The organism is Novosphingobium sp. THN1, from assembly GCF_003454795.1.
Taxonomy (GTDB): domain Bacteria; phylum Pseudomonadota; class Alphaproteobacteria; order Sphingomonadales; family Sphingomonadaceae; genus Novosphingobium.
In genome coordinates this window covers 461,884-475,020 of sequence record NZ_CP028348.1, presented here as the reverse complement: position 1 = coordinate 475,020, position 13,137 = coordinate 461,884, and the positions used below count along the sequence as shown (strand labels likewise).

Below are 13,137 nucleotides of genomic sequence, written 5' to 3'. Positions count from 1 at the left end.
TGGGATCCGGGTGTTCTGGGGAGAAGGGTGAGGCGTCAGACGCAGGCGCAGACCGTCTTCCATTCGAGGTAGTTGTCCATCGCCTGCCGCCCGCTGTCGCGGCCCCAGCCCGATTGCTTCACCCCGCCAATGGCGAGCGAGGCGTCGTACATGGCATGGCAATTGATCCAGACCGTGCCGGCGCGAATATCGGCAGACATGCGGTGCGCGGTAGAGAGGCTCTCGGTCCAGACGCTGGCAGCCAAGCCATAGTCGCTGGCATTGGCGGCGGCGATCACCTCTTCCTCATCATCGAACGACTGGACGACGAGGACCGGTCCGAACACTTCCTCGCGCACGATTTCCATGTCGGGCTTCACGTCAACCACCACGGTCGGGGTAATGAAGGTGCCGGCATCGCCGGTTCGCTCGCCACCGGTCAGCATCGTCGCGCCTTCGCCCTTCGCGCGCTGGAGGAAGCCCTCGACGCGCTCGGCATGGCGGGCCGAGACGACCGGCCCCATCTGCGTGTCCTGCAGCAGGCCATGGCCGATCTTCAGCCCCTTGGCATAGGCAGCGACGCCTTCGACAACCTGATCGTGGACCGAGCGGTGCACATAGAGCCGCGAACCGGCGATGCACACCTGCCCACCGTTGAAGAAGATCGCATTGGCCACGCCCGGCACGGTGATGGCCATGTCGGCATCGGGAAACACGATCGAAGGCGACTTGCCACCAAGCTCCAGCGTGACGCGCTTGAAGTTCGTCTTGGCCGCATCGAGCACGGCACGGCCCGTCGCGGTCGATCCGGTGAAGGCGATCTTGTCGACATGAGGATGCGCAGCTAGTGTGGCGCCGGTCTGTCCGCCAAGGCCGGTGACAACGTTGAGCACGCCGGCAGGAAGACCCGCTTCCATCATAAGTTCGCCAAGGCGCAGGGCAGTGAGCGACGTGTCTTCGGCAGGCTTGAGCACCACCGTGCAACCTGCCGCTAGCGCCGGCGCAAGCTTCATCGCGGTCAGAACCAGCGGTGAGTTCCACGGCACGATCGCCGCTACGACCCCTACCGGCTCGCGCACCGTCCACGTGCGCATCTGCCGGCCTGCGGGCTGGTAGTTGATCGAGCTTTCGAGACTGTGCCCCTCGATCGCCATGGCCTGCCCGGCGAAGAAGCGGAATTGGTTGACCGCGCCGGGTATCTCGGCCCATCGTCCGACGAACAGCGGCTTGCCCTGATCGAGCGTTTCAAGTTCTGCAAGATCGTCGATATGGGCCTCGATCAGGTCTGCGACCTTCCACAGGATGCGGGCCCGCTCCACCGGTACGGTCGCTTTCCAGACCCCCAACGCCGCGCGCGCGGCCTCAACGGCGGCATCGACGTCAACAGGGCTGGCTGCCGCAATACGTCCGGTTTCCACGCCCGTCGCAGGATCGAGCGTGGCGAAATCGGCCCCGCCTTCTGCCGTCCGCCATGCCCCGTCGATCAGCAGCCCTTCGCCGCGCGCGCGACGGGCCAGGAATGCGACGTTACCGGGACGAAGATTGGCGAGATCGAAAGCCATGACTCTGGGATTCTCCTTGGATGCAGGCTGAGTGCCCCCTGCCCGATGCACCGGCCAGAGCGCCATACGCCAAAAGCCGCTTGGCGGATAACCTGGTCCGATAATGTCCAACCATCTGCAAAAATCGGCGCTCGGTTCGCGGCATCCGATCAGAGCAACCGCAGCGCTTCAAAGCGAGCGCCCCAAGGCGTAACGGCAGCTACCATTTCTGTCCTACCGTACGGGGCCCAGTCGACTTCAAGTACGCCAGACAATTCGGCACCGGCAGCGCGCATCGCATCACGGAAGGAGCCAAGGTTCGTTACTGGAAAACGCAAAGCTGCCCAGCCGCGCTGTGGCGGGCGCGCGTGGGAGAAATCGTGGCCACCACAACCAAAGCTGATGATCTCCACCGAACCCTCCATGCGGCCGTGCGGATGATATATTCCGATCCGCATCGGGATGCCGGAAGCCACCGAAGGGGGCAGCCCCATGCAGTTCACGCCGCCCTCGTTACCGGCGAAGCCATCTGTTTCCTGCGCGGGTTGCCAGCCCAGATGATCAACGAAAAGTGCGCGCGCCGCATCAAAATCGGTGACGATCTGCGTTGAGTTAAACACCCACGACGCATTCCCCCCGATTCCTTCGTACCCCTGCAGCGCTGGGCAGACCCGCTGCATCAGCGCGATGCAAAGACCATCCATGTCGGTCTCCACAACTTCTCGCACGGCAAGGGCTCCGAACTGCCAGTCCGCGATCGGAGCGCTAGCCCGGTAGCCGGCTGCGCCAAGTGCGCGGTGGAGCTGTTCGATATCGTTCAAGGAACGAATATTAATGTCGAAGATGGCGCCGCTGTCCCAGGCCTGTGCGCCGTCACGCATCAGGGCGGACGGTTCGCCCGCAAGAGAAATCAGCCGGATGCCACCACGTTCCGCATCGGGGTGCATGATCAGGACCTCCCTCGCGACGGAGGCAGGATCGATTCCCATAACCGAGAGGATGCCAGGCGGGACTGCGCCAGCATGAACAGTGCGATACCCCAAAGCCTGATTCAGGGCAGCCGCTGATACATTGGCGTCGGCAACGATGCCGACAACTTCGTGGAATCCGTTATCCCGGGCAATCATGGCTCTTCAACACTCCCACGCGATGCACTCAATTCCGCTCACCTTGGCAAGCTGCCATCGGTAAAATTCCAGCGGTGCCGAGGCGACGCAATTTCGGCCCGATCTCCGCGCCGATCATGTGGGTGTCGGCAAGCCAATCGAAGCCGGTGACGAGGAAGTTGTCGATCCCCGCCGCGCGATAGCGCAGCAGCGCCTGCACCAGCGTGTCGGGCGATCCGACCAGGCACATCACCTGAAGGCGGCCCTGCGTCGCCTTGGTAAGGCCCGTCCAGAGGCAAAGGTCGGCAGCGGCATCATCGGCTTGCGCGGCATTCGCGGCAACGGTCTCGGCGGCCTTGCCCAGATCGCGTCCCAGCGCACCGTGCTTTGCCTGCCGCGCGATGACGCCTTGCAGCAGGGCGTCGGCCCGCGCCCACGCCGCCTCGTCGCTATCGGCCACGACCAGCCGCATCGACATCGAGAAGCGGGGGTTGCGTCCATGCTTGTCAGCCTCGGCTCTTACCGTCGCGACCTGTGCCGCAATCTGGTCCACGCTACCGGGCCCGAAGGCATAGACGTCGGCCAATTCAGCCCCGAACTGCAGAGCCAGCTCGGACGTCCCCGCCCAGAACACCGGCACGCTGCCTGCCACCGGACGCACTTCCGACCCTGCGTTATCGAACCGATACCAGTCGCCCTGATGATCGCACGGGCTTTCACCCGCCCAGACCCGGCGCATGATCCGGACGTATTCGTTGCTGCGCCGGTAACGCTCGTCCTTGGTCAGGTAATCGCCATCGCAGCGCGTTTCGATGTCCGAGAACGCGGTGATGACGTGCACCCCTGCCCGGCCGCCCGAGAACTGGTCGAGCGTGGCAAATGCCCGCGCGGCCATGGTCGGCGCAATGAAGCCGGGCCGATGCGCCACCATCAGCTTCAGGCGCGTCGTTGCCGCCGCAACCCAGGTCGCGGTGACCAGGCTGTCGGCCGACTTGGCGTTCTGCCCCACCAGCACGCGGTCATACCCGGCAGCCTCATAAGCGCGAGCGATTTCGGCGACGAAGGCCGGATCGTATGGTCCCGGCGTCTCGCTCGTCTCGCTGGTGCGATAGGGCGAGATCAGGCCCACCAGCTCGATTGGATGTCGTTCCAACAGCATTACTCCGAAAGGGCCTGCTGCTTTTCCGCTGCCTCGACGGTCGCCGCGTCGAGCCGGTAGAACAGCATGGTCACGATGGCAGCGATCATCGCCGCCGCAGGAATGACCGACACGCATAGCAGCACCGCAAGTTTCGCATCCGCACCTTGCTCGGCCGCCTGCCCGCTGGCCGAAGGCACGTAACCCATCGCGGAAAGGAACGCGCCCATCACGGCCAGCGCAGCAGCCGAAGAAAGCTTGTCGAACAGCGTGGTGAAGCCGGCGAATGCGCCTTCGCGCCGCTCCCCGCTGGTCACGTAGTCATAGCGCACCGCATCGGACAGCAGCGAATAGGCGCAAAGGATCATGCCGGCCCCCGCCAGCCCGCTCAACGCACCGCGTGCCGAGATGAGCAGCATCGCCTCACCGGGGCCCGCAAGCAGCCAGCTCGCCTGCACAATGGCATAGAGCGCCAGCGCACCAATGTAGCAGGCCTTCTTGCCCACACGGTTGGATAGCCACACCCAGCCCGTCATGCTGACCAGCATCGCAACCGTGGCCAGCATGAAATAGGTGCCAAGGACATTGTCCTTCTGCTCCAGACCAATCCGCGTGAAAAAGGCCAGCGCCGCAGAGCCGATTGCCGTACCGAACAAAAGGAAGGCGTGGGCAATCGCCAGGATGCGGAACGGCACGTTCTTCCACGCCAGCAGGACCTGCCGCCACAGCGCGACCAGCGGGTTGACCCGCGCCGCACCCGCGCGCTCCGGCGGTGCGGTGCGCGGCGCCTTGGCCAGAAGACGCACCGCCAGAGCGGTCGCGACAAAGACCACGGCACTCACGATCAGCGCGATCAGCAGGTGGCCGCTGCGGGTCGGGCCAGTCTGGCTCAGGATCCAGGTCGGCAAGGTTGAGCCGAGCATGGTGCCGACAGCATTGCCATAGGTCCGCCAGCCCATCAGCCGGGTGCGTTCACGCGGATCGGCCGAACTTTCGACCAGCATGGCAAAGCCCGGGATGGTCAGCAGCGTGTACCCCGTGGCGTGGATGACCAGGGCAATCGTCACGAACAGTTGCGCCAGCAGGATCGAACCGAACGACGGCGCACCGAACAGCAGGGCCAGCCCCAGCGGCATGGCGATGCCACCTGCAAAAAGGAACGGCAGGCGCCTCCCCCAGGGTGTCTTCGCGCGGTCGCTCCACGCACCCACGGCCGGATCGGCAAAGCCGTCGTAGATCTTCACGAAGGCGAAGATGGCACCTGCCGCGCCGGCCGAGATGGCAAGGCTGTCGGTCATGAAGCGCAAGCCGAGAACCGTGACGAGGTTCTGGCCCGCCGCATGCGCCAGCGGGATCAGCGCCGATCCCAGGCGGATCGCCCAGCGCGAGGCGTTGCCTGTTTGGCTTGCGGCTTGACTGATACCGACGGCTGGTCCCGACACGGCGTTCTCCCGGCTGCGAGGCCCCACGCCCCTTGCATTGTTGAAGCGAAGGTGCCGCAGCAAACGCTTGGCGCTGCACCGTTATCTTCACTGTCCGCCCTTCGGAGAGACGCGCGTCCCGAAGGTTCAGCCCGCAGGCGCAGGCGGTTGGCGATCAAGCCAGTTGCGCAAGTCGCGGGTGAACTTCTCGGGCTTCTCCCACATCGGGAAGTGACCGAGATCGGGGTAATTGATCACGTCCACCTTGGTGTTGGTAAAACGCTTCACCGAAGCATCCGCGCTTTGCGAGATCACGTCATCGAACGAGCACCACTGCAGCAGCACCGGCACCCGCACCGCTTCTGCCACCGCGCCGACATCGCTGGACTGGAAAGCCTTGACGTTGGCCTGGATGTACTGCGCCTGCCGTTCAAGCGCGCCGGGCTGGTTGTTCATCTCGGTGATCTGGTCGACCATGCGATCGGTCGGCGTGAACTCGGGCGGTGTCGTATCCTCCAGCATCAGCCGCCAGAATTCACGATGGCGCCAGTTGGGAAGGACGGCCTTGTGCGCCTCCAGCATCCATTTCAGGCGCCAATCGACCTTGCGGGTCTGGCTTGGCCGTTCCAGCGGCAGCATCGAAAACGCCATCGCCGTGACATGGCCCGGATAGGCACGGTTGAATTCGAGCCCGACATTCGCACCGTTGGACGTGGCGACCATCGCAAACTTGTCATGCCCCAGCGCCTTCATCAGCCCGTCCATGAGCTGCGCCGAACGCGGCGTCGAATAGACGCCGCTCGGGTCAGGGCCGGTCAGCCCATAGGGTGACCAGTCAAACCGGACGACGCGGTACTTGTCGGCCAGCAGCGGCACGACGTCATCCCACTCGTGCAGGTTCACGATTGAACCGTGCAGCAGCACGACGACCGGACCGTTCGCCGGACCTTCCTCGCGCACGTGCATGCGCACGCCATCCACGGTCACGAAGCGCGAAGGCGCATCGGCCCAACGCCTCTCCAGTTCGGCGCGGTCAGTCTCCCCTGCCCCGGCGCGCAGCGCAACTACGCTGCCACCAAGGCCAAGCGCGAGCGCGCCGATAATGCCGAGCGCGAGCCGACCGCGCTTCATGCCGCTTCGCGCATGCGGGCGGAAAGGCCCAGCGTCTCGCGCAGGGTGCTGCCCGGATACTCCCTGCGCAGCCGTCCGCGCTGCTGCAGCACCGGCACGACCTGTTCGACAAAGTCCTCAAGCCCGCCAGGCATATAGCTCGGCTGCAGAGTAAAGCCGTCGCAGGCCCCGCTGTCGCGCCACTCGATCATCATGTCAGCCATCTGCTCACCCGTGCCGATGAACACGTTGTGGCCACGCGGATGGCGCATGAAGTTGGCCGCGAAATCACCCAGCTTCGTTCCCTTTTCCGCAGCCGGTTGGACCGATTTGGCCACGTCGGCCTTCGGCAGCAGCGTATTGGCAAGGATCGCATCGACCGGGATCGCCGCGTCGGGATCGAACGGCGTCAGATCACAGCACAGCGATTCCGAGAGATATTCGATCGCCAGCGGCACATCGCCCATGTCGAGGATGGCTGCGTGGTTCGCGCGAGCCTCTTCCTCGGTGCCGCCCAGCACGCAGGACAGCCCCGGCATCACCCGCACGCCATCGGGATTGCGCCCGACAGCAGCGATGCGGTGGCGCATGTCGTTGCGGAAATCGATCCCCGCATCGATGTTCGCTGCGGGGCAGAAGATCGCCTCGGCAGTGCGCGCGGCAAAGTCGCGGCCCTCGGGAGATTGCCCGGCCTGCACCAGCACCGGCCGTCCCTGCGGCAGCGCCGGCCCTGCCTTGTCCATCGCCGCCCACAATTCGCAGGCCTTGGCCACGACATCGACGGCATGGCGATAGCGCTGATCCTTGGGCGGTAGCTCCGCTTCGCCAAAGTTGGGCGCGGTATCGGGGTGGGCGGTGGTCACGATGTTCCAGCCCGCGCGCCCACCGCTGATGCGGTCCATCGCGGCAAAGCGTTCAGCCAGCATCTCGGGCGTGTTGTAGGTGGTTGAGACGGTGGCGACGAGGCCAACGTGCTCGGTCACTGCAGCCATGGCCATCAGCAGGCTGACGGGATCGAGCGTCGGCATCGCCAACCTCGCAGGAGTCCGGCCGCCTGCACCGCGCGATTGCAGCTGATCGCCAAAGACGATGGCATCGAAGCGTGCGTCTTCGACCATCTTCGCGACACGCGCATAGTAATCCATCGAAAACACGCCTTCGGGCGTCGCGCGGGGATGGCGCCAGCCGGTCGGGAAGAAGCCGATGCCTTGCAGGAAGGCCCAGAGGTGGATCTGCTTGCTCATGCGAGATACTCCGGGACATGCGTCGGCTTGGATTGGGTGGAGGCACTGGGCGGGATCGCCAAGCCGAGCCGCTCGCGCAGAGTCCCGCTGGCTGCAGGCTTTGCACCGGGGCGATTGCTCAGCAGACTGCCAATGGCGCCGATTGCGGCTGGCAGGGCTGCCGCCTGCTCCAGCAGAATGAAATGCACGCCGTCGATCTCGCCCGCCTCGAACGCCGCGGTCAGCGCCGCCAGATCAAGATCGGAACCTGCCCCCACCTTCAGCAAGCGGCGACTGCCCTGAGCAGGCGAACCCGGTGCATCCACCAGCACGATATCGGCATCATCGATGCCGACGCCCTCGGCTTCATCCAGCACCAGCACAGGCTGCCCCTGCAGCGGCCGCATGGCGTTGACCGGCCCGGCGGTGTCGAAGAACGGGCCGCGATAGTTTGGCCGGATGACCTGGTCGGGATGCAGGTAAAGCCCGCTGTCCTTGTCGATCACCAGCGTATCGGCGCCCCATCCATCCCACAGCGCACGCGCCGCCCGGACCATGTCGGCGGCCATGCCCGGTTCTCCGCCTTCCGAAACCACGGACCATCCGCTCAGACCGCCCGCCAGATAATCGACGGCCGACAGCGCGCGGGCAACGTGGAAGGGATGCGCATTGGTCGCAGGAACGGTGGCAACGATGCCGGTCCGCGAGGTAAGCGGCGCGGCCCATGCCGCGATCACCTGCGCGTCGAAAGGACGATCGATCGCCCGGCCCAGCATGAGGAGGTCAAGTCCGGCCTGTTCGGCCGCAGCGATCACAGGGCGTGCCAGTTCAGGCACGGCAAGGCTGGCATCCATCACGGATGCCGAAACAATGAAGCTTCGGGTCATACCACTATCACCGGTTCATGAAGGGGTGGATGGGCTCGGCGCCCGTCTCGGTAATGAGGACAAGGTCCTCGCAATGGGCCGATCCGCCGATCCCCGTATCAAGCGTCGGGCAATCGACCGAAATGATCATGCCGGGTTCGAGCACGAAGTCCGGCTTGCGCCAGAAGCCGCCGTGCACTTCGCCGGGCTCGTCGGTGTGGGCCAGGCCGACGCTGTGCGGGCCGAAGCCGATCACCGCCTCGTACCCTGCCTTGCGCACTACTTCGCTGCCCAGCGCGACGATCTCTGAAAAGCGCAGACCCGGGCGCAACTGCTCGCGTACCGCGCTCCACGCAAACGCGCTGGCCTCCGCCGCCCTGCGCGCCGCCCGTGACGGTTCCCCGACGAAGACGGTGCGGGCGAAATCGCCGTGATAGCCAAGGAACGAGCTGACGCCGTCAAGCATGAGCGTCTGCCCATCGGCCACCTTCACGCGGGACAAATCGGACGAAACGCGGTCGACGTTGAGGAACACTGAAGTATTGCCCCGCACCGCGCATTCCTGGCGGTAGAGGTTCTGAAGCTCGTGATGCGTCGCACCAGCCCGGATCGCATGGCCCGCCGCATTCAGAGCATCGACATTGGCGCGCGCCGCCCTTGCCATCAGTGCCTGTTCCAGCGGCGACTTGATCAGGCGAATCTCGCGCAGGATGTTGTCGCCTGGCACCATGTTGCCCGGATGTTGGTGGCGCGCTGCCACTTCCGCGACCACCGGGCTGTCGAACCCGATCCGGCCTTGCCACAGGCCAAGGCCTCGCATGGCAGCGACGATCGCACCACCCGCATCGCGCGCCATGCGCTCTGCCCCCGATAACGCTGCAGAGGCCCGCGCCCGGTGATGTTCCGCTGCCGTCAGCGGCGCCGATGAGCCGGTCGGCAGAACCGGACCGTCAGGGACCGGCGCGACGGCCTCGTCCCCACTGTCGCCCAGATCGTTGTAAAGCCAGATCCCCACATCGGCGCGATCCCGGCCATCGGCCCAGCTGTAGTGATGCAGGAAGCGGCTCGTCACCAGCGCCGGCGCTTCGGGCCTTGCCCTTGCAAGCAACGCGAAAGTTCCCGGCGGCTGCCCCGGACGGGTCCGCGCAATCTGCGGCCAGTGGCCAAGCAGATGATACACGTTGAGCGGGTCACCCAGCACCAGCCCTTCAAGGCCGTGCCGCTCCATCACTGCGACAGCGCGCTCGACGTTCATCGGCCCGCCGCGCTCAAGTGCGGCCAGCAGATCGTCATCGGAAGGGTGCAGTCGCCAGTCCATACCCTGCAGCATGATCGTGCATCAGGGTTCCCAAACACCGGATTGGCCACGTCACCGCCTGACGGTCATTGCCCATGGGGGATCAGGGCAGTCGCAAAGGCGATATACGCTCCGCCACCATGACCCAGATCCCTACCCACGCCATCGAGCGGGCGTTCATCATGCTCGCTGAGGGCCAGCTCCACTTGCGCCGCCTTCCAGCGGCCGATCCGGACGCAACACCGATGCTGCTGCTGCACGCTTCGCCCGCCTCGTCGTGGTTCATGCAGGACTTCATGCTGGCCCTGCGCGCGGCAGGGTGCATGGGGGAAATCATCGCGCCGGACACCCTGGGCAATGGCGATTCGGTTGCGCCTGCTGAAGCTGATCCGGAGATCGGCTACTTTGCCGGATCGATGGACAGGCTGTGCGTCGCACTGGGCCTTTCCCGTGTCGACGTCTATGGCACGCACACCGGCGCGCGCATTGCCTGCGAACTGGCCGCTGCCCACCCGGAGCGCGTACGCGCCGTGATCCTCGACGGCATTACCGAATACGACGACGAACTACGCGAAGCCGTGATTGCCAACTATGCGCCCTCGGTCGAACCGGACGAATATGGCCGCCACCTGATCTGGGCCTTCAATTTCTGCCGCGATCAGGCGCTGTTCTTCCCGCACTTCATGAAAGTGCCGGACCGCCGCCTGGCCGTGCCGATGCCGCCGCCGCAAGTCCTCCATCGCATCACGCTCGATGTGCTGAAGGCGCTCGACACCTACCACAAGCCCTACATCGCCGCCTTCCGCTATCGCAGCTTCGAGCGCATGGAGCAGGTCAAGGCCCCCACCCTGCTGCTCAAGCCCGAGAGCGAGCTGGCCCTGCTCAACGCCTCGGTCGCCACCGCGCTCGAACGGCTTGCCAACGGCCACTCCGCCGCGACCCCGGGCGACGCTGCAACCAAGGCCGCCGTCATTGCCGCCTTCCTTGCGGAGAACGCGGCATGAGCGCAACCGCAAAGGACGCCCGCCTCTCGATCGGCGTATGCCTTGGCTTCAGCGTCGGCACGGTTGGCGTGTCGATCATGCTCAATACGGTGACGAGCTTCTATCCCGCCTTCATGTCGACAGTCCTCGGCCAGTCGCCAGAGATTGCGGGCTACCTGCTGATGATCTCCAAACTGGCTGACGCGGTGATCGACGTCGTGGTCGGCTCGATGTCCGACAACGCCCGCACCCGCTGGGGCCGGCGCAAGCCGTTCCTGCTGGCAGGCGCCCTGCTTTCGGCCGTGTCGTTCCTGATGCTGTTCGCCCCGCCGGTCCTGGGCCAGGGCGCACTGATGGCGTGGATGATCGCGGCCTTGCTGATCTATTCCACCGCCTATTCGCTGTTCAACGTGCCCTACATGGCGCTGCCTTCGGAACTGACCGACGGGTTTCACGAACGCACGCGGCTGATCTCCTTCCGCACCGTGTTCGTCTCGATCGGGCAGGTGCTGGCACTCGCCGGGACGGCTGCCCTGGTGCAAAGCGGCGGCGCAGGACGCGGCGGCTACGCCACGATGGGCCTCGTCATGGCCCTGATCATCGGCGGCGCGATGACCGCGACGGCGCTGTCCATCCCTGTCCGTCATGCCCCGAGGGCATGCAGCGCGCCACCTCTCACATGCCGATCCTGTCCCAACTGCGCGCGATCGGACGCAATCGTCCGTTCATGATGCTGCTTGGCGCCAAGGTCTTCCAGTTCCTGTCCTTCGCCTCGGTCGCCTCGACCATGCTGCTGTTCATGCTGAACGTGGTGGGCATCGGCTATGACGGGCAGATCGTGCTGGCGATGACGCAGAACCTCGTCACGGCGGTCGCCATGCCGCTGTGGGTGTGGACCGGCAAGCGCATCGGCAAGCGCCGCACCTACCTGATCGGCGTGGTCCTGTTCTGCGGCGCAGCCTTGAGCTGGCTGCTGGCCGATGAGACGATCAGCACTTTCGGCATCATTGCCAGAGGGTTCACCAGCGGTTTGGGATCAGGCGCACTGATCCTGATGTCGATCTCGATGCTGGGCGATACCCAGGCCTATGACCGCTTCCTGACGGGCGAAGCGCGCGAGGGCCTGCTGTCCAGCGCCATCGCGGTTGTCGAAAAGCTCAGCTTCGCCTTGGGTGTCGCCGTGCTGGGCGCGTTCCTCCGCTGGCTCGACTACGTGCCGACCACAGGCGGCACCATCATCGAACAGCCGCACAGCGCGATCCTTGCCCTGAAGCTGGGTTTTGCCGTGATCCCGGCTGCCATGTTTGCCATCAACGGCCTTTTCCTCTGCTTCTACGACCTCGACGAGGACAAGATGGAACAGGCGCGGATCGCCGCGATTACGGTTCGGTAGGCGATCGGCCTGCCGGTGGGATTACCTCGAGCCATCTCGCTGTGCGGCGGCGGCGCGAACCAGCGGGATCAGATCGCGGCCGATGCCGATCACGTCGCCCACGGGATCGAAGCCACGCAGAATGAACTTGTTCACGCCGGCATCGTAATAATCCATCAAGGCTTCGGCGACCTGCTTGGGCGTTCCTACAAGTGCGCCCGAATTGCTCTGCCCACCGCGCAACTGGTTGATGCCGTTCCAGAAGCACTTCTCCAGCCGATCCCCCGCGCGGCGAGCTCTGCGGTGCGTTTGAAACCATCGGCCTTGGCGGCAAGAGTATTGACCGCCAGCTTGCCCATGTTGGCGGCAACAGTATCGCGGATGGCATCGGCCCGCGCCCATGCCGCGTCCTCGGTCTCGCCCAATATAACCCGCATGGAACATAGGAAATCGGGATTGCGGCCATGAGGTTGTGCTGCCATTCGCACCTTGGCGACCACCTCGTTCATGCCCGCCACCGTATCGGAAAGCGTTGCAAAGGTGTCGCAGTACCGACCGGCCACTTCAAGCGCGGCGGGACTCATGCCACCGAAATAGACGGGGACATCGCGATTGGTGGGTTTGACCGCGGCAAAGCCACCGGTGAACCGAAACCATTTGCCTTCGTGCGAGATCGGAACATCGCTGCTCCACATTGCGCGCAGGATCTCAATGTATTCCTTGGCGCGATCATAGCGCTCGACCTTCGTCAGATAATCGCCGTCAGCTTGGGTTTCCTCGTCACTTGCCGCAGTGATGATGTGTACGCCAAGTCGTCCCGGCATCAGACGGTCAAGCGTTGCCAGCATCCGTGCAGCCATTGTCGGGGGATGAACCCGGTCGATGCGCCAGCATCACGCCGAGCCGGGTGGTGGTGGCAGCAATTGTCGCGGCAATCGTAAAATTGTCGGGCATGATCGCCGCGTTGGCGACCAGAACCTTGTCGTAGCCCCATGCATCGTGCAGCCGTGCCATCCGGACAATGCCGTCGGAATCGAACGTCTCAAATGGTAGAGGCTCGATCTCGCTAGATATGTTGTGATTTATCAGGCCATTGATCTC

11 protein-coding genes and 1 pseudogene are annotated in these 13,137 nt (G+C 64.7%); 3 read left to right on the top strand and 9 right to left on the bottom strand.

Annotation, left to right across the window (positions count from 1 at the left end):
- Nucleotides 1–35: 35 nt before the first annotated feature.
- The 8 genes from C7W88_RS19295 to C7W88_RS19260 all read right to left on the bottom strand — a co-directional run bounded on the left by C7W88_RS19295 (nt 36) and on the right by C7W88_RS19260 (nt 9,714).
- The gene (locus C7W88_RS19295; RefSeq protein WP_118075166.1) at nt 36–1,541 is read right to left on the bottom strand and encodes an aldehyde dehydrogenase; all 1,506 of its coding nucleotides are present in this window, start codon (nt 1,539–1,541) and stop codon (nt 36–38) included.
- Nucleotides 1,542–1,690: 149 nt separating this feature from the next.
- Nucleotides 1,691–2,647 (bottom strand): hypothetical protein, encoded by a 957-nt coding sequence (locus C7W88_RS19290; protein WP_118075165.1) that lies wholly within the window; start codon nt 2,645–2,647, stop codon nt 1,691–1,693.
- Between the two features lie 28 nt (nt 2,648–2,675).
- The gene (locus C7W88_RS19285) at nt 2,676–3,779 is read right to left on the bottom strand and encodes an LLM class flavin-dependent oxidoreductase (protein ID WP_162896265.1); all 1,104 of its coding nucleotides are present in this window, start codon (nt 3,777–3,779) and stop codon (nt 2,676–2,678) included.
- A 5-nt stretch (nt 3,780–3,784) separates the two neighbouring features.
- A complete protein-coding gene (locus tag C7W88_RS19280; protein ID WP_240345110.1) occupies nt 3,785–5,206 on the bottom strand; it encodes an MFS transporter in 1,422 nt (473 codons plus the stop codon).
- Between the two features lie 126 nt (nt 5,207–5,332).
- A complete protein-coding gene (locus tag C7W88_RS19275; protein ID WP_118075163.1) occupies nt 5,333–6,316 on the bottom strand; it encodes an alpha/beta fold hydrolase in 984 nt (327 codons plus the stop codon).
- Nucleotides 6,313–7,539, bottom strand: a complete 1,227-nt coding sequence (locus tag C7W88_RS19270) for an LLM class flavin-dependent oxidoreductase (protein WP_118075162.1) — start codon at nt 7,537–7,539, stop codon at nt 6,313–6,315. The genes C7W88_RS19275 and C7W88_RS19270 overlap by 4 nt, the downstream gene beginning before the upstream one ends.
- Complete coding sequence (locus tag C7W88_RS19265; RefSeq protein WP_118075161.1) at nt 7,536–8,405, bottom strand: LLM class flavin-dependent oxidoreductase; 870 nt, start codon at nt 8,403–8,405, stop codon at nt 7,536–7,538. Before C7W88_RS19265 ends, C7W88_RS19270 begins: the two co-directional genes overlap by 4 nt.
- A 7-nt stretch (nt 8,406–8,412) precedes the next feature.
- Nucleotides 8,413–9,714 (bottom strand): Xaa-Pro peptidase family protein, encoded by a 1,302-nt coding sequence (locus C7W88_RS19260; RefSeq protein ID WP_240345109.1) that lies wholly within the window; start codon nt 9,712–9,714, stop codon nt 8,413–8,415.
- A 107-nt stretch (nt 9,715–9,821) separates the two neighbouring features.
- On the opposite strand from C7W88_RS19260, the gene C7W88_RS19255 reads away from it, so the two are divergent.
- From C7W88_RS19255 to C7W88_RS24480, 3 genes are read left to right on the top strand one after another with little or no spacing between them, the layout of a single operon-like run.
- Nucleotides 9,822–10,685: an alpha/beta fold hydrolase gene (locus tag C7W88_RS19255; protein ID WP_118075897.1), complete on the top strand. Its 864-nt coding sequence runs from the start codon at nt 9,822–9,824 to the stop codon at nt 10,683–10,685.
- Nucleotides 10,682–11,395 (top strand): MFS transporter, encoded by a 714-nt coding sequence (locus tag C7W88_RS24485; protein WP_255418823.1) that lies wholly within the window; start codon nt 10,682–10,684, stop codon nt 11,393–11,395. Before C7W88_RS19255 ends, C7W88_RS24485 begins: the two co-directional genes overlap by 4 nt.
- Complete coding sequence (locus C7W88_RS24480; RefSeq protein WP_255418822.1) at nt 11,344–12,057, top strand: MFS transporter; 714 nt, start codon at nt 11,344–11,346, stop codon at nt 12,055–12,057. The genes C7W88_RS24485 and C7W88_RS24480 overlap by 52 nt, the downstream gene beginning before the upstream one ends.
- A 185-nt stretch (nt 12,058–12,242) precedes the next feature.
- On the opposite strand, the pseudogene C7W88_RS19245 reads toward C7W88_RS24480, so the two are convergent.
- Nucleotides 12,243–13,050, bottom strand: a pseudogene (locus tag C7W88_RS19245) (LLM class flavin-dependent oxidoreductase).
- Between the last annotated feature and the right edge of the window lie 87 nt (nt 13,051–13,137).

What these genes read in the sequence shown, in the direction of transcription:
- C7W88_RS19295 (WP_118075166.1), bottom strand. Translation starts at nt 1,541, where the DNA reads ATGGCTTTCGATCTCGCCAATCTTCGTCCCGGTAACGTCGCATTCCTG.
- C7W88_RS19290 (WP_118075165.1), bottom strand. Translation starts at nt 2,647, where the DNA reads ATGATTGCCCGGGATAACGGATTCCACGAAGTTGTCGGCATCGTTGCC.
- C7W88_RS19275 (WP_118075163.1), bottom strand. Translation starts at nt 6,316, where the DNA reads ATGAAGCGCGGTCGGCTCGCGCTCGGCATTATCGGCGCGCTCGCGCTT.
- C7W88_RS19270 (WP_118075162.1), bottom strand. Translation starts at nt 7,539, where the DNA reads ATGAGCAAGCAGATCCACCTCTGGGCCTTCCTGCAAGGCATCGGCTTC.
- C7W88_RS19265 (WP_118075161.1), bottom strand. Translation starts at nt 8,405, where the DNA reads ATGACCCGAAGCTTCATTGTTTCGGCATCCGTGATGGATGCCAGCCTT.
- C7W88_RS19260 (WP_240345109.1), bottom strand. Translation starts at nt 9,714, where the DNA reads ATGCTGCAGGGTATGGACTGGCGACTGCACCCTTCCGATGACGATCTG.
- C7W88_RS19255 (WP_118075897.1), top strand. Translation starts at nt 9,822, where the DNA reads ATGACCCAGATCCCTACCCACGCCATCGAGCGGGCGTTCATCATGCTC.
- C7W88_RS24485 (WP_255418823.1), top strand. Translation starts at nt 10,682, where the DNA reads ATGAGCGCAACCGCAAAGGACGCCCGCCTCTCGATCGGCGTATGCCTT.
- C7W88_RS24480 (WP_255418822.1), top strand. Translation starts at nt 11,344, where the DNA reads ATGCCGATCCTGTCCCAACTGCGCGCGATCGGACGCAATCGTCCGTTC.